General features: G+C 65.7%; 22 protein-coding genes. 4 read left to right on the forward strand and 18 right to left on the reverse strand.

Going from position 1 to position 20,592, the window contains the following annotated elements; genetic code table 11:
• Window positions 1-97 precede the first annotated feature (97 nt).
• From ACIPIJ_RS18600 to ACIPIJ_RS18610, 3 genes are all read left to right on the forward strand, one after another.
• Window positions 98-1,516 carry an FAD-dependent oxidoreductase gene (locus tag ACIPIJ_RS18600; RefSeq protein ID WP_401079323.1) on the forward strand — a complete coding sequence of 473 codons (1,419 nt, stop codon included), beginning with the start codon at window positions 98-100 and terminating at the stop codon, window positions 1,514-1,516.
• A gap of 130 nt (window positions 1,517-1,646) precedes the next feature.
• The gene (hemE, locus tag ACIPIJ_RS18605; RefSeq protein ID WP_401079324.1) at window positions 1,647-2,711 is read left to right on the forward strand and encodes a uroporphyrinogen decarboxylase; all 1,065 of its coding nucleotides are present in this window, start codon (window positions 1,647-1,649) and stop codon (window positions 2,709-2,711) included.
• 112 nt (window positions 2,712-2,823) lie between these two features.
• Complete coding sequence (locus ACIPIJ_RS18610) at window positions 2,824-3,171, forward strand: YgiW/YdeI family stress tolerance OB fold protein (protein WP_401079326.1); 348 nt, start codon at window positions 2,824-2,826, stop codon at window positions 3,169-3,171.
• A gap of 105 nt (window positions 3,172-3,276) precedes the next feature.
• Here ACIPIJ_RS18610 and ACIPIJ_RS18615 read toward each other — a convergent pair whose 3' ends face one another.
• A complete protein-coding gene (locus tag ACIPIJ_RS18615; RefSeq protein ID WP_401079328.1) occupies window positions 3,277-4,521 on the reverse strand; it encodes an MFS transporter in 1,245 nt (414 codons plus the stop codon).
• A gap of 109 nt (window positions 4,522-4,630) precedes the next feature.
• On the opposite strand from ACIPIJ_RS18615, the gene ACIPIJ_RS18620 reads away from it, so the two are divergent.
• On the forward strand, window positions 4,631-5,524 hold the full coding sequence (locus tag ACIPIJ_RS18620) for a LysR substrate-binding domain-containing protein (RefSeq protein ID WP_401079330.1): 894 nt from the start codon (window positions 4,631-4,633) through the stop codon (window positions 5,522-5,524).
• A 14-nt stretch (window positions 5,525-5,538) separates the two neighbouring features.
• Here ACIPIJ_RS18620 and ACIPIJ_RS18625 read toward each other — a convergent pair whose 3' ends face one another.
• The 17 genes from ACIPIJ_RS18625 to ACIPIJ_RS18705 are packed head-to-tail and all read right to left on the reverse strand — an operon-like array spanning window position 5,539 to window position 20,364.
• Window positions 5,539-6,765: a beta-ketoacyl-ACP synthase gene (locus tag ACIPIJ_RS18625; protein WP_401079332.1), complete on the reverse strand. Its 1,227-nt coding sequence runs from the start codon at window positions 6,763-6,765 to the stop codon at window positions 5,539-5,541.
• Window positions 6,765-7,493 (reverse strand): 3-oxoacyl-ACP reductase FabG, encoded by a 729-nt coding sequence (gene fabG / locus ACIPIJ_RS18630; protein WP_401079334.1) that lies wholly within the window; start codon window positions 7,491-7,493, stop codon window positions 6,765-6,767. Before fabG ends, ACIPIJ_RS18625 begins: the two co-directional genes overlap by 1 nt.
• On the reverse strand, window positions 7,486-7,956 hold the full coding sequence (locus ACIPIJ_RS18635; protein WP_401079336.1) for a 3-hydroxylacyl-ACP dehydratase: 471 nt from the start codon (window positions 7,954-7,956) through the stop codon (window positions 7,486-7,488). The genes fabG and ACIPIJ_RS18635 overlap by 8 nt, the downstream gene beginning before the upstream one ends.
• Window positions 7,953-9,146: a beta-ketoacyl-[acyl-carrier-protein] synthase family protein gene (locus ACIPIJ_RS18640; RefSeq protein ID WP_401079338.1), complete on the reverse strand. Its 1,194-nt coding sequence runs from the start codon at window positions 9,144-9,146 to the stop codon at window positions 7,953-7,955. The genes ACIPIJ_RS18635 and ACIPIJ_RS18640 overlap by 4 nt, the downstream gene beginning before the upstream one ends.
• Window positions 9,143-9,628 (reverse strand): hypothetical protein, encoded by a 486-nt coding sequence (locus ACIPIJ_RS18645; RefSeq protein ID WP_401079340.1) that lies wholly within the window; start codon window positions 9,626-9,628, stop codon window positions 9,143-9,145. Before ACIPIJ_RS18645 ends, ACIPIJ_RS18640 begins: the two co-directional genes overlap by 4 nt.
• A complete protein-coding gene (locus tag ACIPIJ_RS18650) occupies window positions 9,625-11,955 on the reverse strand; it encodes an MMPL family transporter (RefSeq protein WP_401079342.1) in 2,331 nt (776 codons plus the stop codon). The genes ACIPIJ_RS18645 and ACIPIJ_RS18650 overlap by 4 nt, the downstream gene beginning before the upstream one ends.
• Complete coding sequence (locus ACIPIJ_RS18655; RefSeq protein WP_401079344.1) at window positions 11,945-12,538, reverse strand: outer membrane lipoprotein carrier protein LolA; 594 nt, start codon at window positions 12,536-12,538, stop codon at window positions 11,945-11,947. The genes ACIPIJ_RS18650 and ACIPIJ_RS18655 overlap by 11 nt, the downstream gene beginning before the upstream one ends.
• Complete coding sequence (locus ACIPIJ_RS18660) at window positions 12,535-12,960, reverse strand: acyl-CoA thioesterase (protein ID WP_401079346.1); 426 nt, start codon at window positions 12,958-12,960, stop codon at window positions 12,535-12,537. The genes ACIPIJ_RS18655 and ACIPIJ_RS18660 overlap by 4 nt, the downstream gene beginning before the upstream one ends.
• Window positions 12,953-14,497 carry a histidine ammonia-lyase gene (gene hutH / locus ACIPIJ_RS18665; protein ID WP_401079348.1) on the reverse strand — a complete coding sequence of 515 codons (1,545 nt, stop codon included), beginning with the start codon at window positions 14,495-14,497 and terminating at the stop codon, window positions 12,953-12,955. Before hutH ends, ACIPIJ_RS18660 begins: the two co-directional genes overlap by 8 nt.
• Window positions 14,478-15,410, reverse strand: a complete 933-nt coding sequence (locus ACIPIJ_RS18670; RefSeq protein ID WP_401079350.1) for a glycosyl transferase — start codon at window positions 15,408-15,410, stop codon at window positions 14,478-14,480. The genes hutH and ACIPIJ_RS18670 overlap by 20 nt, the downstream gene beginning before the upstream one ends.
• Window positions 15,407-16,141: a glycosyltransferase family 2 protein gene (locus tag ACIPIJ_RS18675; RefSeq protein WP_401079352.1), complete on the reverse strand. Its 735-nt coding sequence runs from the start codon at window positions 16,139-16,141 to the stop codon at window positions 15,407-15,409. The genes ACIPIJ_RS18670 and ACIPIJ_RS18675 overlap by 4 nt, the downstream gene beginning before the upstream one ends.
• A complete protein-coding gene (locus tag ACIPIJ_RS18680) occupies window positions 16,134-17,813 on the reverse strand; it encodes an AMP-binding protein (RefSeq protein ID WP_401079354.1) in 1,680 nt (559 codons plus the stop codon). Before ACIPIJ_RS18680 ends, ACIPIJ_RS18675 begins: the two co-directional genes overlap by 8 nt.
• Window positions 17,810-18,352, reverse strand: a complete 543-nt coding sequence (locus ACIPIJ_RS18685) for a hypothetical protein (RefSeq protein WP_401079356.1) — start codon at window positions 18,350-18,352, stop codon at window positions 17,810-17,812. The genes ACIPIJ_RS18680 and ACIPIJ_RS18685 overlap by 4 nt, the downstream gene beginning before the upstream one ends.
• Window positions 18,349-18,603 carry an acyl carrier protein gene (locus ACIPIJ_RS18690; protein ID WP_401079358.1) on the reverse strand — a complete coding sequence of 85 codons (255 nt, stop codon included), beginning with the start codon at window positions 18,601-18,603 and terminating at the stop codon, window positions 18,349-18,351. The genes ACIPIJ_RS18685 and ACIPIJ_RS18690 overlap by 4 nt, the downstream gene beginning before the upstream one ends.
• A gap of 9 nt (window positions 18,604-18,612) precedes the next feature.
• On the reverse strand, window positions 18,613-18,885 hold the full coding sequence (locus tag ACIPIJ_RS18695; RefSeq protein WP_401079360.1) for a phosphopantetheine-binding protein: 273 nt from the start codon (window positions 18,883-18,885) through the stop codon (window positions 18,613-18,615).
• Window positions 18,854-19,672, reverse strand: coding sequence for a lysophospholipid acyltransferase family protein (locus ACIPIJ_RS18700; RefSeq protein WP_401079362.1), 819 nt, complete (start codon window positions 19,670-19,672; stop codon window positions 18,854-18,856). The genes ACIPIJ_RS18695 and ACIPIJ_RS18700 overlap by 32 nt, the downstream gene beginning before the upstream one ends.
• Complete coding sequence (locus tag ACIPIJ_RS18705) at window positions 19,648-20,364, reverse strand: beta-ketoacyl synthase chain length factor (RefSeq protein ID WP_401079364.1); 717 nt, start codon at window positions 20,362-20,364, stop codon at window positions 19,648-19,650. Before ACIPIJ_RS18705 ends, ACIPIJ_RS18700 begins: the two co-directional genes overlap by 25 nt.
• Window positions 20,365-20,592 lie beyond the last annotated feature (228 nt).

Raw genomic sequence — 20,592 nt, forward strand, 5'->3', positions numbered from 1 at the left:
AAGTGACGGGCCCCGCACGCGGGGGCCGTCGTGCTCAAGTGATCGTCTTGCAGCTTGCAGCCTGAGGCTGGCAACTGCGGTAAAGAGGTTTTGAAAAATGGCTGAACGTCTGAGTAACGACTTCCAGTTCATCGAAGTGGGCCGCAAGGACCCGAAGAAAAAGCTGCTGCGCCAGCGCAAGAAGGAGTTCGTGGAAATCTACGAACCGTTCAAGCCGCAGCAATCCGTGGAGCAGGCGCACCGCTGCCTGGGCTGCGGTAACCCGTACTGCGAATGGAAGTGCCCGGTGCACAACTTCATCCCCAACTGGTTGAAGCTGGTTTCCGAAGGCAACATCCTGGCCGCGGCGGAGCTTTCGCACCAGACCAACACCCTGCCGGAAGTGTGCGGCCGCGTGTGCCCGCAGGACCGTCTGTGCGAGGGTGCCTGCACCCTGAACGACGGCTTTGGCGCGGTGACCATCGGCTCGGTGGAGAAGTACATCACCGACACCGCCTTCGCCATGGGCTGGCGCCCGGACATGTCCAAGGTCAAGCCGACCGGCAAGCGCGTCGCCATCATCGGTGCTGGCCCGGCGGGCCTGGGCTGTGCCGACGTGCTTGTGCGCGCCGGGGTAACCCCGGTCGTGTTCGACAAGAACCCGGAAATCGGCGGCCTGCTGACCTTCGGCATCCCCGAGTTCAAGCTGGAAAAGACCGTGCTGAGCAACCGCCGTGAAGTCTTCACCGGCATGGGTATCGAGTTCCGACTGAACACCGAGGTGGGCACCGACATCACCATGGAACAGCTGCTCGCCGAGTACGATGCGGTGTTCATGGGCATGGGTACCTACACCTACATGAAGGGAGGTTTCCCGGGCGAGGACCTGCCCGGCGTGCATGATGCGCTGGACTTCCTGATCGCCAACGTCAACCGCAACCTGGGCTTCGAGAAGTCGCCGGAAGACTTCGTCGACATGCAGGGCAAGAAGGTCGTGGTACTGGGCGGTGGCGACACGGCGATGGACTGCAACCGCACCTCGATCCGGCAGGGCGCCAAGACTGTGACCTGCGCCTATCGTCGTGACGAAGCCAACATGCCAGGTTCGCGCAAAGAGGTGAAGAACGCCAAGGAAGAAGGCGTGAAGTTCCTTTACAACCGCCAGCCCATCGCCATTGTCGGCGAAGACAAGGTCGAAGGCGTGAAGGTGGTCGAGACCCGTCTCGGCGAACCGGACGCCCGTGGCCGCCGCAGCCCCGAGCCGATCCCGGGCTCCGAAGAGATCCTCCCGGCCGATGCCGTGGTAATCGCCTTCGGCTTCCGCCCAAGCCCGGCGCCGTGGTTCGAGCAGCATGGCATCCAGATGGACAGCCAGGGCCGCGTGGTGGCACCAGAACAAGGCAAGTTCAAGCACCAGACCAGCAACCCGAAAATCTTCGCCGGTGGCGACATGGTGCGCGGTTCGGACCTGGTGGTGACCGCCATTTTCGAAGGCCGCACGGCAGCGGAAGGTATTCTGGATTACCTCGAAGTCTGAGGTTGCACTGGGTTTTGTATACAAAATCTATTGATCCAGGACATACCGATAGACAAAAGGCACGGCAAACAGCCGTGCCTTTTCTGTGTGCGTCTGAGAAAATGCCCGCACTTTTTTGCCGGATGCCGACATGACTGCCCTGAAGAACGATCGTTTCCTGCGTGCACTGCTCAAGCAACCCGTAGACGTCACCCCGGTGTGGATGATGCGCCAGGCCGGTCGCTACCTGCCAGAATACCGCGCCAGCCGCGCCAAGGCTGGCGACTTCATGAGCCTGTGCATGAACCCGCAGTTCGCCTGCGAGGTCACCCTGCAGCCACTGGACCGCTACCCGCTGGACGCGGCGATCCTGTTCTCGGACATCCTCACCATCCCCGACGCCATGGGCCTTGGCCTGTACTTCGAAACCGGCGAAGGCCCGCGTTTCAAGAAAGTCATCAGCACCCCGGCCGACATCGAAGCGCTGCAGGTGCCTGACCCACAGAAAGACCTCGGCTACGTGATGGACGCGGTCAGCACCATCCGTCGCGAACTCAACGGCCGCGTGCCGCTGATCGGTTTCTCTGGCAGCCCGTGGACGCTGGCCACCTACATGGTCGAAGGCGGCTCGTCCAAGGACTTCCGCAAGACCAAGGCGATGGCCTACGACAACCCGCAAGCCCTGCACCTGCTGCTGGACAAGCTGGCCCAGTCGGTCACCAGCTACCTCAATGGCCAGATTCTGGCAGGCGCGCAGGCGGTGCAGATCTTCGACACCTGGGGTGGCAACCTGTCGGCAGCGGCGTACCAGGAATTCTCCCTGGCCTACATGCGCAAGATCGTCAGCGGCCTGATCCGCGAGCACGAAGGCCGCAAGGTGCCGGTTATCCTGTTCACCAAGAACGGCGGCCTGTGGCTGGAAAGCATTGCCGAAGCCGGTGCCGACGCCCTGGGCCTGGACTGGACCTGCGAGATCGGCGATGCCCGCCGTCGCGTCGGTGACAAGGTAGCGCTGCAAGGCAACATGGACCCGACCGTGCTGTACGCCAAGCCCGAGGCTATTCGCCAGGAAGTGGCGCGCATTCTGGCGAGCTACGGCAAGGGCACGGGCCACGTGTTCAACCTGGGCCACGGCATTACCCCGGAAGTCGACCCGGAGCATGCCGGTGTGTTCATCAACGCCGTGCACGAGCTGTCGGCGCAGTACCACCTGTGATCTGATGTGCCACAAAAAAACCGGCCTATGCGCCGGTTTTTTTGCGTTAAGTTTAAATTCAGCGATCGTCGTTAATCTGGTCCCATCGAAACCGAAACAGGACCCGATCCTCATGAAAGCTCGTTACCTTGCCCTGATCCTCGCCCCTCTGTTCAGCACCGCCGCCCTCGCTGCCGGCTACACCGGCCCAGGCGCCCAGTCGGTCACCACCGTCGCCGCTGCCAACGACGCCGCCGATGACACGCCGGTGGTGCTGCAGGGTTATGTGACCAAGAAGATCAACAACGACGACAAGTACGAATTCAAGGACAACACCGGCACCATCACCGTCGAAATCGACGATGAAGACCTCCCGCCGACGCCGTTCAACGACAAGACCAAGGTCAAGCTGACCGGCGAGGTGGAGAAACACCTGATGAGCCGTGAAGTGGATGTGGATATCGTCGAGATCGTGAACTGATCCGAAGGCCCAATCGCCGGCAAGCCGGCTCCCACAGGGTTCAGCAGCGCTGCTGAAACTGTAGGAGCCGGCTTGCCGGCGATTGGGCTGCAGAGCAGCCCTGTATCAGGCAGTCTTGGGTGCAAGCCTGCTTAACTTCAAAGCCACCAGCAACGCCACCGCCAGCAAGCTGCCAATGAACAGCCCGATCCCGTTCCAGCCCCACTGGTGCCAGAACACCCCACCGGCCGTCCCGGCCACGCTCGACCCCGCGTAATAGCAGAACAGGTACAGCGATGAAGCTTGCCCCTTGGCCTTCAACGCCCGGCGGCCGATCCAGCTGCTGGCCACCGAATGCGCGCCAAAGAAGCCGAAAGTAAATACCAGCATGCCCAGGATCACCAGCGCCAGCGGTGACGCCAAGGTCATCAACATACCGCCTGCCATCACCACGATGCTGGCCCAGAACACCTTGCGCCGGCCCAGCTTGTCAGCCAGGGCGCCGACCTGCGCCGAACTGTAGATGCCCGACAAGTAAACCACCGACAGCAGGCCGACCAGCGCCTGGTTCATGTGATACGGCTCGGCCAGCAGGCGGTAGCCGATGTAGTTGAACAGGGTGACGAAGGCGCCCATCAGCAGGAAGGCCTCGAGGAACAGCCAGGGCAGGCCGGCGTCCTTGAAGTGCATGACAAAGCCGTCCAGCAGGCTGCGTGGGTGCAGCGTCTGCGAGCGGAAATTGCGCGATTCGGGCAGCACCTTCCAGAACACCAAGGCCGCGATCAGGGCCAGGCCACCGATAGTCAGCATTGCCGTGTGCCAGCTGACGAAGTCGATCAACACGCCAGTGATCAGCCGGCCGCTCATGCCGCCAATGGCGTTGCCGCCAATGTACAAGCCCATGGCCAGGCCGATGTGCTGTGGGTGAATCTCCTCGCTCAGGTAGGTCATCGCCACCGCCGCCAGGCCGCTCAGCGACAGGCCGACCAGTGCTCGCGTCGCCAGTACGCCTTCCCAGGTCGGCATCACCGCACTGACCATGGTCGATAACGCAGCGCACAGCAGCGCGAACACCATCACCGGTTTGCGCCCGATGCGGTCGGAGATCGGCCCGGTGATCAGCAGGCCGAACGCCAGCATGGCGGTCGACACCGACAGCACCAGGCTGCTCTGTGCGGCGTTGATCGAGAACTCCTGCGACAGCAGCGGCATCATCGGCTGCACGCAATACAGCAGGGCGAAGGTGGCAAAACCACCACTGAACAGGGCGAGCACGGTCTTCATGAAGGCGGGCGTGCCTCTTTCGATCCAGATCTCGTTCAGCGGGGCAGGCTCGGGGTCGACGGGGAGGGGGGATACAGCAGTTTTCACGGGCGGGTGCCTCTGGCGCAATGAAAAAAGCATATAGCTGGCTAATGATTAGTTCCAATATATTGTTCGACCTATTTAAGACGTTTCACGACCTGTTCTGGAGGCAGACATGGAACTGCGCCACCTGCGGTATTTCATTGCGGTTGCCGAAGAGCTGCATTTTGGCCGGGCGGCCCAGCAGCTGGGCATTTCCCAGCCACCATTGAGCCAGCAGATCCAGGCCTTGGAGCAGGAGCTGGGGGCCCGGCTGTTCGAGCGTACCAATCGTCGGGTCGAGCTGAGCGAGGCTGGGCGGCTGTTCCTCGAGGAGGCCCGCCAGGTGCTGGCGCAGGTGGAGAAGGCGGCCGATGTGGCGCGCCGGGCGCAATTGGGTGAGCTGGGCGAGATGAAGATCGGCTTCACCTCCTCGGCACCCTTCACCTCGAAAATCCCCAAGGCCATCCATGCTTTCCGTCAGCGCTTCCCGGCCGTGCACCTGAACCTGAAGGAGATGAGCAGCCGCGATGTCGCCGAAGGTGTATTCGACGAGTCCATCGAGGTTGGGCTGATGCGGCCCATGCCACTACCGGAAGGTCTGGTTGCCACCGAGCTGTTCCGCGAGCCGCTGGTGGCGGTGATCAATGCTTCGCATCCCCTGGCCGAGGGGACCGAGCAGGGTGTGCACATGGCGGCGCTGGCCCATGAGCCGTTCGTGTTCTTTCCGCGCAGCTACGGCAGCGGGCTGCACGCGCAGTTGCTGAGCCTGGCGCGGCAGGCGGGGTTCAGCCCGCATTTTGCCCAGGAGGCAGGCGAGGCGATGACCATCATCGGGTTGGTGTCTGCGGGGTTGGGGGTTTCGGTGTTGCCGGCTTCTTTCCAGCGCATGCGCATCGAGGGCGTGGTGTACCGCACCTTGCTGGACGAGGGGGCAACGTCGGCCGTGTGGCTGGTGCAGCGCGAGCGCGGCGCGTCAGCGATGGCCAAGGCCTTCGCTGAGTTGCTTACCGGGCTGATGACGAGCTGAACACCGAGCGCTTTTCAAACCCAGCGGCGGAAGATCAGCGAGGTGTTGACCCCGCCAAAGGCGAAGTTGTTGTTCATCACGTACTCATTGCTCATCACCCGGAAATCACCGGTCAGGTAGTCCAGTTCGCCACACAGCGGGTCGACCTGGTCGAGGTTGAGCGTGGGCACGTAGCGGTCGCTGTTCATCATCTCGATGCTGAACCACGACTCCAGCGCACCACAGGCCCCTAGGGTATGCCCCAGGAAGCTCTTCTGCGAACTGATCGGCATGCGTGGGCCGAACAGGCTGCTGGTGGCCTGGGTCTCGGCGATGTCGCCCTGTTCGGTGGCGGTGCCGTGGCCGTTGACGTAGCCGATCGCCTCGGCGGCCAGGCCGGCATCATCCAGGGCCAGCTGCATGGCCCGGCCCATGGTGACCTGCTCCGGCCGGGTGATGTGCTGGCCGTCGGCGTTGCTGCCGAAACCGACCACTTCGGCGTAGATCTTCGCCCCGCGCGCCAGCGCGTGCTGCAGTTCTTCGAGCACCAGCATGCCGCCCCCCTCACCGATCACCAGGCCATCACGGTCTTTGTCATAGGGGCGTGGGGTGAGCTGCGGCGTGTCGTTCTTCAGGCTGGTGGCATACAGCGCATCGAACACCATCGCTTCGGTAGGGCACAGCTCTTCGGCGCCGCCGGCGAGCATCAGCGGCAGGCGGCCGTACTTGATCGCTTCATAGGCGTAGCCAACCCCCTGGCTGCCGCTGGTGCAGGCGCTGGAGGTCGGGATCAGGCGCCCGGTAAGGCCAAAGAAGATGCTGATGTTGGCTGCGGTGGTGTGCGGCATCATGCGCACATAGGAGTTGGCGTTCAGGCCGTCGGCCACCGAATTCATCAGCATGTTGCCGAAGGTCTTGATCTCGTCGGTGCTGCCCGTGGACGAGCCGCAGGCTACGCCCATGCGCCCGTCGCGGATGCTGGGGTCGTCGAGCAACCCGGCATCGGCCAGGGCGCGTTCGGCAGCGGCGACCGCCAGGCGCGAGACGCGCCCCATGCTGCGCAGCTGCTTGCGGGTCCAGTGGCTGGGCACTTCGAAGTCGTCGATGGGGCCGGCCAGGCGCGTGTTGAGCTCGGCAAAGCGGTCCCACTCGTGCATGCGGCGGATGCCGCTGCGCTGCCCGGCAACGTGCCCGGCGATGGTCGCCCAGTCGTTGCCCAGGGCAGTGATGCCGGCCATGCCGGTGACCACGACGCGGCGCATCAGCACAACCCTCCATTGACGGCCAGCACCTGGCGGGTGATGTAGGCCGCCTCGGGCGACATCAGGAAGTTCACCGCACCGGCCACTTCCTCAGGCGTGCCCATGCGCCCGGCGGGGATCATTTTCAGCAGCTCGTCGACGGGCACGTGATCGTCGAGCATGGCCGTGTCGATCAGCCCCGGCGCCACGCAGTTGACGGTGATCCTGCGCTTGCCCAGTTCGATCGCCAGCGCCTTGGCAGCGCCGATCAGCCCGGCCTTGGAGGCGCTGTAGTTGACCTGGCCACGGTTGCCGATCAGGCCGGAAACCGAGGTGATGCAGACGATGCGCCCCGGCGCCCGGCGGCGAATCATCGGCATGGTCAGCGGCTGCAGGACGTTGAAAAAACCGTCGAGGTTGGTGCGCATCACCAGGTCCCAGTCCTCTTCGCTCAGCCCCGGGAACGCGCCGTCACGTGTCAGGCCAGCGTTGCACACCACGCCGTAATAGGCGCCATGGCTTTCCACATCCTGCTCCAGGATGGCCTTGCAGGCCGCACGGTCGGCGACATCGAACTGCAGCACCCGTGCTTGCCGGCCCAGCTCGCGGACCTGGGCGGCCACGGCATCGGCGTCGGCGCGGCCGTTGCGGCAATGCAGCACCAGGTCGTAACCGGCTTGTGCCAGGCGCAAGGCAATGGCCCGGCCGATGCCGCGGCTGGAGCCGGTGACCAGGATGGTGTCAGTCATGGGTGGGTTCCTCAGGGCCGGCTTCTGCCAGGTAGCGGGCGGGTTGCGGCGGGGTATAGACATTCAGACGTGCGCTGGCGTGGATGCCGGGGCCGCGCAGGTGGCATTCGAACACACCCATACCGTTGTCGTCTTCCAGCGAACGCATGGCGTGAACGTGCAGCTCGGCACCCAGCGGGAAGTGTTCCACATCGCATTGGTATTTGCGCGTACCGAGCAGAAAGCCCAGCGCCACCGGCTGGCCATTGCGGCGCGCACGGCAACCGGCAAAAGCTGCCACGCTCTGCGCCATCAGCTCGATACCGAGCCAGGCCGGCAGGCTGCCGTCGGCACGGTTGAACAAGCCGCCCTGGCGCACCACGGTATGGGTGTGGATCTGCTCGTCGTCGCAGCTGTCGACCTGATCGATCAGGATCATCTCGCCCGCGTGGGGCAACAGCTCGGCCAGTGGCCAGGGGATCATGGTGCATCTCCGAGAATCAGGCTGACATTGTTGCCGCCAAAGGCGAACGAGTTGCTCATCAACCGGCGTGGCCGCTCGGTGGGCAGCCGATGCTCAGCGGTCACCAGGTCGAGTGCCGGCAGCAGCGGGTCGGCCTGGCCGTCCCAGGCATGCGGCGGCAGCCTGCCAAGTGGGTTGTGCCCGCTGAGTACCAGCCAGCAGAACGCCGCTTCCAGCGCACCTGCAGCCCCCAGGGTATGCCCGGTCATGGGTTTGCTCGACGAGCATGGCAAGCCGGCCCCGAACAGTCGGTGCACGGCCTGGCTCTCCATGGCGTCATTGTGCGCCGTGGCGGTGCCATGCAGGTTCAGGTAGCCGATCTGCGCAGGTGTGAGGCCTGCATTGTCGAGGGCTTTGGCCATGGCGTGCAAGGCGCCGTTGCCGGTCGGGTCCGGCGCCGAGATGTGGTGGGCATCTGAGCTGGCGCCGGCGCCGAGCAGGGCAATGGACCGGCCTTGAGCATTGCCTTCGCGGCTCATCAGGAACAGGGCTGCCCCCTCGCCGATATTGATCCCGGCACGGTTGGCCGAGAAGGGGTTGCACGGTTGTTCGCTGACCGCCTCCAGGGCGCTGAAGCCGTTGAGGGTCAGGCCGCACAGGGTGTCCACGCCACCGCACAGCACGGCATCGCACACCCCCAGTTGCAGCAGCCGTCGGGCGCTCATCAAGGCCCGGCCACTGGAGGTGCAGGCCGTGGAAATCACATAGGCCGGCCCGCTCAGCTGCAGCCAGTCGGCCAGAAACTCGGCGGGGGCGCTCAGGGCTTGCTGGTCGTAGCGATAGTGCTTGGGGAACTCGCCGGCCTGCAGGTGGTGGGCAATGCCTGCGCTGGCTTCTTCGATGCCCGAGGTGCTGGTGCCGAGTATCACGGCAATGCGCTGCGGGCCGTGAAGGGCAATGGCCTCGCGGATGGCCGGCTCGATCTGCAGGGCTGCGGCATACAGCAGCTGGTTGTTGCGGCTGTGATGTTCGGCCAGCGGTACCGGTGCCAGTGCGCCGCTTACGGCACCGACGGGCAGGCAACGTTCGGGCACCCAGCCAGCCTCGGGCTGCATGCCGGAGCAATCACCGGCAAGCAGGCGGGCGGCGACTTCGGCCTGGCCTTGGCCAAGGGCACAGACCAGGCCCAGCGCATTCAGGTAGGCGGTCATGGGGCGTTCTCGTTTGGCATTGGCTCGACGTGATAATTCAGGCCTTGGCCCAGGGTCAGATCGAAGACGCCGGGGCCCCGGTAACTGACCTGCCAGCGTGCGTTCAACCAGCGTTGCTGGCCCTGCTGGCGCGCTTCAGGGTAAAGCCACTGCAACTGCTCGGCGGGGGTCAGGGCAAACAGCACGGCGGCAAACAGCTCACGTGCCGCTGAGTTGGGCGGCAACAGGCCGTCGGCTTGCCACTGTTGGCCGTCGAGCAACTGGCGGGCCTGGGGGATGCCCAACAGGTCGAGCAGCGACCAGCGCAGGCGGTCGTCTTCGCGCTGTACGACCAGCAACCAGTCCTGGCGCTGCCCGGCCTGCTCACGCTGCACATGCAGCTGCTGCGGCAGTTCGAGCGTCGGCGCGTGGGCCGGCAGGGGTGGGTGCGTAGCGCAGGCACCGAGCAGCAGGCACATGGCGACAGTGATCAGGTACTTCATGCGTGCTCCTGTGCGGCGCGTGTGCCTGGACGCTGGGCGGCCCAGGGCGCCAGCAGGAAGCTGAAAGCCAGGCCCAGGCTTACCGCCAGGCCGAAGTTGCTGACGGCCGGGGTGGCGGACAATGCCAGCAGGCCAAACGACAGCCAGGTGGTCAGTGCCGCCAACAGGGTGCCGAGCAGGCTCACGGCGGCCCCGCCGATATGTTCATGCATGAGGATCGCGTAGTCGACGCTGATGGCCGTCACCAGCAGCAGGCCGAACAGGCTGAACAGCGTCAGCGGTTGGCCCAGCCAGCCCAGGCACGCCAGGCTGCACAGCGCCGCCAGCAGGGGCAGGGCGACGATGCGCAGCGCACCGCGCAGGCCGAATGGCAGCACCAGCAGGGCCAGGATCAGCACGCAGGACAATAGCTTCAGTTCGGCGGCACTCACCTGAGTCGCGGCAAACAGCTGGTTCAGCTCACCCAGTCGATCCACCAGTTGCACGCCTTCCAGGTCTTCGACCTGCAGGCGCAGCAAAGCCGCATCGCCCAAGCCCTGCAAGCTGACGATGGCCGCCACGCCAGCGCCATCGTTGCCCAGCCACAGCGGCCGCCACGCCTCCCCTAAAGGCCCTGCCAGCACCTGCTCGATGGTCTGCGTCGGCAGGTGCTGCAACTGCTCCAGCTCGGCCTGCAGCGCTGCCTGGGGCACACCCAGGTTCAGCAACGGTTGCCAGTGCTGTGGCAACGCCGCCAGGGCTTGGCGTACCTGGGCCTGTTGCGCCGGGCTGGCGGCCAGTTGCCCGAGGCTCATGTAGCCTTTGAGCTTGCCCAGGTCGACCAGTTCGTCAAGTGTGCCCGACAGCAGGCTCAGGCGTTCGAGCAACTGTTGTTGATCGGCGCCATGCACCAGGTAGAACTGGCTGGTGGGCTGGTAGCCGGTGATGCGTGCGACGGCTTGCGCCTCTTCGAGCAACTGCGGCGGGCTGGCGACCCATTGGCGGATGTCGTTGTGGCTGCTCAGGCGCCACAGGCCCGCCGCGCAGAACACCATCAGCAGCCCCAGCAGCACGGCGCTGGGCACTTTGCGCAGCAGCCGTTCGCGCCAGCGGGTGAGTGCTTGGGCGACCTGCAACGGCCAGCGTGCTGGCTGTAATTGCATGCCAGCGAGCAGCGCGGGCAGCAGGCACACCGCACTCAGGTAGGCGCCTATCAGGCCGGCTGCCGAGAACGCGGCAATCTGGGTCAGCGCCGGGAAGGGGGTGAAGGCCAGGGCCAGGTAACCGATGCAACTGGTCGCCAGGCTCAGGCTCATGCCGGGCAGGGTCAGGCGCACGGCCGGCCAGCTGCGCCAGGGCTTGAGGCTCCAGCTCTTGGACAGATAGTGCAGCGGGTAGTCCACCGCTACACCGATCAGGCTCGAGCCGAGGACCAGGGTCATCACATGCATCTGGCCGAACAACGCCACACACACCACCGAGCCGAACAGCATGCCCACCAGCACTGGCACGAAGGCCAGCAGCACCCGCCAGCGCCGGAAGGCCAGCAGCAACAGCAGCAGGATGCCCACTGTCGCGCCACCGCCCACCCAGGTGATTTCCCGGCTGGCCTGCTGCTGGCCGGCTGCCGCGTGCAGCAACCCACTGGCTGCCAGCAGGTGAGCGCCAGTTTTGTCGGCCTGCAGGCGGCCCTCGGCCAGCAGCTCGGCGACTTGCAGCGGCAGGTGGAGGTCGAAGGCATTGCCCAGGGTGCGGGCGCGCAGCAGTACCCAATGTTTCCCGTCAGCCTCGGCGATCAGCGCGCCATTGGCGGTGTCCAGCGCCACGTTGGCGGGTTTCGGCTGGCTGTTCTGGATACGCCCGGTCAGGCCCAGCCAGTCGTCCTGGCTGGGGACCAGGCTGAACCCGGTGAAGGGGTCGAACAGGCTTTGCACGCGCTGCTCGACAAAGGCGTCTGGGTGCTCGACCAATTGCTGGCGGTCGCTGGCCGCCAGCATGGCCAGGCGGCCTTGCAGGAGCTGCTCACGCAGGGCCTGCAGGTCGGTCTGCAGGCTCCACTGTACTGTTTCGAACAACCCGCTGGCCTGCCAATGCGCTGCCAGTGCCTGCGCCAGGGCCAGCGCTTGCTCGCGGTCGCTGTGGCCGACCAGCACCAGCAGTTCACGGTTGAGCGGCTCCTGCATGCGCTGTTCGGCCCGCTTGAGCAACGGGTCCTCGGTGGCGCCAGGCACCAGCGTCATCAAGTCGGCCGACAAGGGCGCTGCGCGCTGCCACTGCCAGCCGGCGATGGCAAGCATGGCCAGCAGCAGCCCCAGGAAGAGGCGCGGCAACAGGCGTTCAGTCGGCAAAGTCGCTGCGCTCCGTATCGCTCAGCGCGCTGGCGGCGCTGCTTTCGGGCATGCGCAGCACGGTGCTGTCACCTTGGGTCTCGCTCAATTCGATGCGTTCTACAAACCGCCCGCCGCTGATATCGATGCGTGTGAAGACCTGCTTGAGCAGCAGCGAGCGCGGCGTCAGCTGCAGTTGCCAGTGTTGCGCGGTGCCCGACAGGGCCAGCTCGAAGTCCCGTTGCAGGCCGCTGCTGTCGCCTTGCAGCACGGCGAAGAACAGTCGGTTCTGCTCGGCCCCGGCGCTGCGGTTGGGCAGGGTCTGCCAGCCGCTGGGGTCACGCCGGGCGATGCCGTTGGCGTCGATGCGGTAATCCTGGCGCAGCGGCGTTTGCAGCAGCCACAGCAGGCCATGGTCGCGGGCGAGCACGAAGCGGCCCTTGCTCAGCAGTGGCTGCGGCAGGGCGCGCAGGTGTTTTTCCTGCACGAACGGGCCGCTCACCACGGCCGGCTCGCTCAGCTGCTTCTGCAGGTCGTCGAGGCCGAAGGCCAAGGCAAGCGGGCTGACGAGCAGCAGGCCGAACACGGCCAAAAGGCGCTTCATGCCAGCACCTGCTGCACGGCGTCGAGCATCACCTGCGGCGACGCCAGCTGCATTTCGCCGCTTTCGATGTGCACGGCCACCTGCACGGTGCTGGCGCGGGTCATGCGCTCGCCGGTATCGGCATCGCTGATCAGGTAATGGACCTTCAGGCGGTTCTCCCATTCCACCAGGCTGGCGCGCACGCGCAGGCGCTGGCCGAAGGTGGCGCCACGGATGTACCGCAGCTGCAGGTCGATCACCGGCCAGGCGTAACCGCTGGCCTGCATCTGCAGGTAATTGTGCGCCAGGCGGTCGAGCAGCGCGCAGCGCGCCACTTCCAGGTACTTGACGTAATGCCCGTGCCAGACGATGTGCATGCTGTCGACATCAAAGAAGGGCACGATGATCTCGCTGTCCACGTGGAACACGCCGGGGTTACGCATGCAGCCTCCAGTGGCGTTCGCCGATACGCTGCAGGCACAGGCGCAGGTCGCCTTCCAGGGCACGGTCTTCGATCACCGGGGCAAACTCCGCCAGCAGCGCCTCGTGCATCTGTGCCAGGGCTGGTGGCAGGCCGTAGCCCTGGTCGTGGCGGGTCCGTAGCCAGACCGCCTGGTTGGCGGCCAGCAGCGAAGCGGCGGCAACCTGCTCGGTCAACTCCAGCACGCGCAGCGCATCGCGTGCGGCGATGGTGCCCATGCTCACCTTGTCCTGGTTGTGGCACTCGGTGGAGCGCGAGAACACGCTGGCCGGCATGGTCTGCTTGAGGGCTTCGGCGGTCCAGGCGCTGGCGCCGATCTGTACGGCCTTGAAGCCGTGGTTGAGCATCGCCCGGTCGGCCTCGGCGCCGGACAGGTTGCTCGGCAGGCCATGGTTGTAGCGGGTATCGACCAGCAGCGCGAGCTGGCGGTCGAGCAGGTCGGCGACATTGGCCACCAGGGTCTTCAGGCTGTCCATGGCGAAGGCGATATGGCCGCCATAAAAGTGCCCACCATGCAGCACCCGCTCAGCGTCGCCGTCGATGATCGGGTTGTCGTTGGCGCTGTTCAGTTCGGTTTCGATGAAGCCGCGCAACCAGCCCAGGCTGTCGGCCAGCACGCCCAGCACGTGCGGTGCGCAGCGCAGCGAGTAGCGGTCCTGCAAGCGATGCAGCGGCGGCAGCGGGGCGTCGATGGCCAGGTCCTGGCGCAGCCAGGCGGCGACCTGCGTCTGGCCGGGGTGCGGTTTGGCGGCGAACAGGCGCTCGTCGAAGTGTTCCGGGTTGCCCTGCAGGCCGATGACATTGAGTGCAGTGATGCGCGTGGCCAGTTGCAGCAGGTAGTGGGCGCGTGCGAAGGCCAGGCAGGCCAGGCCGGTCATCACCGCCGTGCCGTTCATCAAGGCCAACGCTTCCTTGGGCCGCAGCACCAGCGGCTGCCAGCCCAGTTCGCGGTGCACGTCGGCACTGCTGCGGCGCTGGCCCCGGTACATCACCTCGCGTTCGCCGGACAATGTCGCCGCAACATACGACAGCGGCGTCAGGTCACCACTGGCACCCACCGAACCCTCTTCAGGGATCAGCGGCAGTATGTCGTGGTTGAGAAAGTCGCACAGGCGCTCCAGCAGCACCACGCGTACGCCCGAAACGCCATGGCTCAGCGAGCGCAGGCGGGCAGCCAGCACGGCGCGGGTGGCGGGGGCGTCGAGCAGTTTGCCCAGGCCGCAGCCATGGAAGGTGTACAGGTGCCGAGGCAGGGCTTCGACGTGCTCCAGCGGTACGGCCACCACGCACGAGTCGCCATAGCCGGTGGTCACGCCGTAGATCACACCTTCCTTGTCGAGCAGGGTGTCGAGAAAGCGCGCGCCGTGGGCAATGCGTTCGCGGTAGGTGGCGTCATCCTGCAGGCGCACCGCTGCACGGCCTTCGGCCAGGGCCAGGACATCTTCGATTGCCAGCGGCGACTCGCCGAACGTGACAGGCTCATGCGGATGCATCGTCATCGGTCTTCCAGAAGGGGTAGAAATTGAACCACTGCAAGGGCGCCTGGGCACAGTAATGGCCCAGGCGTTCGGCATAGCGCGTGGTCCACTCGGCGATCAGCTGATCGCGCTGGCCGCGGCGCCACTGCAGGCGCTCGGCAAAGGGTTCGAGGGTAATGCGGTAGCGGCCCTGGTGTTTGATGCAGAACAGCAGGTTGAGTGGGCATTCGAGCATGCCGGCCAACAACCACGGGCCTTGCGGGAAGGCCGCCGGCTGGCCGAGGAAGTCCACCTCGACCGTGCGCGCACCCTGCAGCGGTACCCGGTCGCCGGCGATGGCCAGCCATTCGCCACGCTCCAGGCGTTCGGCCAGTTGCAGCATGATCGCCGGGTCCAGTTCACTGACTTGGATCAGCCGTACATTGCTCGCTCCGGCTTCGCCCAACAGGCGGTTGAAGCGCTCGGCGTGGCGCGTATGCACCAGCACGTTCATGGGGACTCGCTCGCCGAGTTCGGCCAGGGCGCGGCACACCTCCAGGTTGCCCAGGTGTGCGCCTACCAGCATCTGCCCACGTGTGCCCCGCAGTTGCGGGCGCAGTTGGGCCGGGTCGTCGATGTCGATGTCGGCCAGGCTCAGCTTGCCATGCCACACGTCGAGCTTGTCCAGCAGGGCGTCGGCGAAGGCCATGAACTGGCGGAACACCTGCCAGTGGCTGGGGCGCGCGGTCTGCCCGCCGCTCCACTGGTGCAGGCGTTGCTGGTACTGCCAGGCGCTGCGCCGGGCGCGGCGGCCGAACAGGAAGAAGTAGGCGACGATCAGGTGGATCAGCGGGCTCAGCGCACGGCGGCCGAGCAGGCGCAGCAGTGCGGCGGTCAGCTTCATCAGCCAGAAGCTGCCGCGTTCCTGTTGTCTGGCCCAGTGCCGTTCGCTCATCGGCGCCACCTGCGCCACAGGATCAGCGGCGCGCGCACGAGCATGCCGAAAAACAGCTTGGCGTGCATTTTCGAGATCAGCGCGTTGTCGTGCACCAGGCGAAAGTGCGAACGGCCATCCTGCGGGTAATGCACCCGGGTCGGCAGCCAGCGCATGGGCTGCTCGCGCCATGCCAGGCGCACCAGGATCTCGGGGTCGAAGTCCATGCGCCGGCCCAGCTTTACGCTGCCGATCAGCGCCAGGGTGGCGGGCAGCGGATAGACCCGAAAGCCGCACATCGAATCGGGGATCTGCAGCGACAGGCTGTTGATCCACACCCACACGTGGGTGAGGTAGCGTGCATACAAGCGCCCCTTGGGCACGCTGGCATCGTATTGTGGATAACCGCACACCAGCGCTTGTGGATAAGCCTGCGACTGGGCCAGGAATAGCGTGACGTCGGCCAGGTCGTGCTGGCCATCGGCGTCCACCTGCAAGGCATGGCTGAAACCCAGCCGCGCCGCTTCGCGCAACCCGGCCATGACCGCGCCGCCCTTGCCCTGATTGACCGGGAGCGTAACCAGGTAGACCTGCTGCTGGTCAGCCAACTGCTGCAACACCTGGGCGCAAGGCGCATGGCTGGCGTCGTCGACCAGCACGCAGGGCAGGCCGGCACGCAGCAGGTCGGCGACCACGGCCGGCACCGCCTGCTCGTGGTCGTACACCGGGATCACCGCGCAGGGTTTATGCACGCTCAGCCTCCAGCAGGATACGGCCGCTGGAGCAGACCTGCCCGGCGCAGTCGAAATTGAAGTACAGCTTGCCGCGTTCAGCGTCAAAGCGCAGGGTCAGCGTCAGTTCATCGCCAGGGCGCACCACGTTCTGGAACTTCAGCACCTCCATGCCGACGAAGCGCTGCTTGGGCGCGAGCCGCTCCCCGGCCAGGGCGATGGCCCAGTCGATCTGCACCACCCCGGGTAACACCGGGGTCTGCGGGAAATGGCCGGGGAAGCAGGCGAGGTCCGGCGGCACGGCCAGGCGCAGCTGCAGTTCATCGCCCAGCACCGTTTGGCCCAGCACTTCAGGGGCCATGCTGCGTGCGGCCAGCAGCAGCGCCTGCACCTCTGCCTGGGGCAGCTTGCCCTGGGTGTTGAGCGGCAGCTGGCGCAGCAGGCGCCAGCGCCGTGGCAGGGCCATGGCTTCGCAGTGCCCGCCCAGATGGTCGCGCAAGCTGCCGATCACGGCGCGTCGGCCTTGGTTGCGCAAGGCATGCAGGCCGGCGGGCGACAGCACCAGCAGTGCGCCGAGGTAGGCACGGCCCTGCTCGATCACGCCCAGGCGCGCCTCGCTGACCCAGGCGTGGTCGCACAGCAGTTGTTCGAACATCGGCAGTGAAATGCGTTTTTCTTCCAGCTTGACGATGCGGTCGAGGCGGCCGAGCAACTGAAAACGGCCATCGGCAGCCATTTCGGCGGCATCGGCACTGCGTTCGACATGCCCGGCCGGCAAGTACGGCGAGGCGATGCACAAGGCGCCGTGCTCATCCTGGCTCAGTTGCACATCGGCAAACGGCTGCCACAGCCTTCCACCCTGGCGCCAGGCGATGCCACCGGTTTCGGAGCTGCCGAGGATCTCCGTGGGCCATTGGCCCAGCCGCTGGTGCAGCCTGTGTGCGGCGTCGGCAGGCAGTTCGCCGCCCGAGGAGAATACCCGGCGCACCTGGCTCAGGGCCGGCCAATCGAGGTTATCGCCCATGCGCTTGAGCAGCGCCGGGCTGGCCACCCAGGCGAAGGCCGGGTGCGGCAGGCTTGCGCGTTGCAGGTCTTCGGGGAAGGGCAGTTGGCGGCGTTCGAAACCGCGCCCGGCACACAATGGCCAGAGCACGCGGAACAACAGGCCGTAGATATGCTGGGTGGCGACACTGCCGACGATCCAGGCCTGGCCCAGCGCTTCGCCCCACAACCGCTCCAGGGCCAAGACCTCGTTGGCCAGCTGGCGCAGTTGCTTGTCGATACGCTTGGGCTCGCCACTGGAACCCGAGGTGCACAGGCTGATGCGGCATTGCTCGAGGTCGAGCTCGGCAGGCGCCAGCGGCGCGCCTTGCAGGTCGGCAATCGTGATGTCGCCGGGCAGGTCGCTGAGCCACAGGTCGACCTGCGGGCTCCAGCGTGTGCGGGTGCCCGGCTGCAGGTCGGCTGGCAACAGCACCTCGACGCCCGCGCGCCAGGCGCCGAGCAGGGCGATAGCCAGTTGCGCAGCATCGTCCAGGTGCACGGCCAGGCGCTGCACGCCACGTTTTTGCAGGCCGCCCGCCAGGCGTAGGGCCTGCTCGCACAGTTCGGCATGGGCCAGCGCGGGGGCCTGGGTAACTGGGCGCGGCGCCGCGAGGGGCTGCAGAAGGTGTTCGAGGTTGATCCAGTTCATGAGCGCGCTCGCACACGTTGTCTGATTCGCCATTCGACGGCGAACAGCAGGCCCATGGCGGCATACGCAATCAGGCCGTTGTACAGGGTCCACCAGCTCAGTGGCGCCCACAGGGTAAGGCCGGCGGCGATCAGGCCGTTGACCAGAAAGAACACACACCACACCTGGGTCACGCGCCGCGTGTAGCGCACCGCCCTGGGCGGCAGCTGGGGTTCACGCAGGCGTGCCAGCCGTTCGGCCATCGGCATGCCGCGCAGCAGGCTGGTGCCGAACAGGGCCAGCAGGAAGCTGTTGATCAACACCGGATACCAGCGCAACAGCTGCGCGCTGTCGGACAGCCCCAGCAGCGCGCAGAAGCCCAGCGCCGCAACGGTCATCCACACGTTGCCCGGCCGCCGGGTGCTGAGTGCGCGGCCCAGCCACAGCGCACCCAGCAGCAAACCGAACTGCCAGGGGGCGAAGTGGGCCATGCCGAAGTACACGGCAAACGGATACAGCACACCGGCCAGCAGCAGGCCGAGGCCGACCAGGCGCTTCATGCCGCCGGGTTGACCAGACGGAACACGGCTTCGACCACGTCATTGACGGTGCGTACCGACTTGAAGTCGTCGGCGGCGATTTTCTTGCCGGTCTGGCGCTTGATGTGGTCGAGCAGGTCGATGGCGTCGATGCTGTCGATTTCCAGGTCCTGGTACAGGTTGGCTTGCAGGCTGATGGCCGCGGGGTCGAGCTCGAACAGTTCGACCAGGGCGTCGCTGAGGATGTTGTAGATGTCTTCGCGGGTTTGCATGGTGCGGTCTCAGGCGGCCTGACGGGCAGTGACGAACGCGGCCAGGGCGGCGACGTTGCTGAAGTGGTTACGGGTGTCCTTGGCATCGGCGTCGATCTTGATGCCGTAGCGCTTCTGCAGGGCCAGGCCCAGCTCCAGGGCATCGACCGAGTCCAGGCCCAGGCCTTCTCCAAACAGCGGTTGCTGGTCGTCGATGTCTTGCACGCTGATGTCTTCGAGGCCCAGTGCGTCGATGATCAGTTGTTTTAGGTCACGGTTGAGGTCTTGTAGTGGCACGCTCATCGGTGGCGAGCTCCTTGATGTAGTACTGGTGCAGGTAATCGTTGAGTTTGCGCGACGCTTGCGGCGCAGGCCCCTGGGTGGCAAACGCCTGGGGGTCGATATCGGCGCCGACGGCGAGGGTAAAGTGCACGCGGCGGCCGGGGATGCGGTACCAGGGTTCGTTCTTGGTCAGGGTGGTAGGGCTGACCTTGATCGTCACCGGCGTGATGATTTTCGCACCGCGCAAGGCGATCGCCGCGGCGCCGCGATGAAAGGCTGGCGCCTGGCCGGGCGGCGTGCGCGTGCCTTCCGGGAAGATGATCAGCGGCTGGCCCTGGCGCAGTGCCGTGACCGCATTGTCGAGCATGTCGATGCTGCCGTCATTGCCGATGTACTGGGCTTCCTTGATCGGGCCGCGGGTAAAGGGATTGCCGAACAGGCTGTGCTTGACCACGCAATTGGCCTCGCGCACCAAGCCGATCAGGAACACCACGTCGATCAGCGAAGGGTGGTTGGCGATGATCAGCTGGCCAGGGCGGCCCAGGCGCTCGGCGCCGTCGATCTGGTACGTCAGCACGCCCAGCCCGCGCATCAGGCGAATGAACCGCCAGAACAGCCAGCTGATGGTATGGCGGGCACGCTGGCGATGGCGCACCGGGCCGCCTGGCAGGCAGGCCAGCAGGGGGAACACCAGCAGCCCGAGGCACAGGCTGCCCAGGCCGAACACGGCAAAGCTCGCCGCAGTGGCCAGCAGGCGCCAGTAATAGGCATCGCGGAACCTGCTCACGGCTGTCGTTGCCAGTTCCATGCGCGGCGCTTCCACGAGTGAGTGAGGGTTTCACGCCCTTGCAGCGTGGCTTGCAACCAGCTCAGGGCGTGGGGCAGTTGGGCAGGTCGGGCTGACGACGCAGGCTGCGCGGTCAGCCGCCATTGCTGGCCAGGGGTCAGCAACAGGCCCACGGCATAGGCGAATGGCACATCGTCGATCCACGGGCGATAGGCTTCTGCCGGCAGCTCTTCGGTCACGATCAGCAGCACCGCAGCCGCGCCTTCGGCCAGTAGTGCGGCAGCTTCCAGCACACCGTGTTCGAAACCGTCGCCGGCAGCGGCAAGGGCAGTCATTTCGCTGGTTTCGCCGCGCAGGATCGACCACAGGCCGACCACCGCGTTGTGTACCGAGAGGCTGAACTGGGTAGGCGACAGCGGTTGCTGTGTGGCCAGTTCGCTGAGCATCGAGAAGGTTTTCGGGGTTTCGCCGTGACGCGAGACGAAGACCAGCGGCAATGCCCCCCGCCCTTCGGCCAATGGCCAGCCAACGGCGAACGCCATGCGCGCCAAGTGGCTGAGGCGACGGCGCTGCAGGGCAGGCAGGAACGACACGTCCGGCGCAGGCCCGTCGCGCTGCGGGCTCAAGCTGCCCAGCGCCCAGGCCTGCCAGTCGGCAGGCGTGTCCAGGCCGGGAGCCCAGGCGCGCCATTGGCTGATATCGAAGGTGATCACGATGTTTTCAGACTTCCCGCCCTGTGGGGTTTGCTTGCGCAGGGAGTAACACGAAACCGGGTTGGCGCATTCGATGAACGGCGCGCGATTATCCCGGTGCCGGGGGTGTGTAGCAAATACAGGTTACATGATTTGCCATCAGACAATGGCTATGTGGGAATGCGCCGATGTCGGTAACTGCTGTAAGTGATTTCCGATGGACGGTGCGGGGCGGTTGTTGGTCGCCGT

This window comes from Pseudomonas sp. NPDC087185, from assembly GCF_044744955.1.
GTDB lineage: Bacteria > Pseudomonadota > Gammaproteobacteria > Pseudomonadales > Pseudomonadaceae > Aquipseudomonas.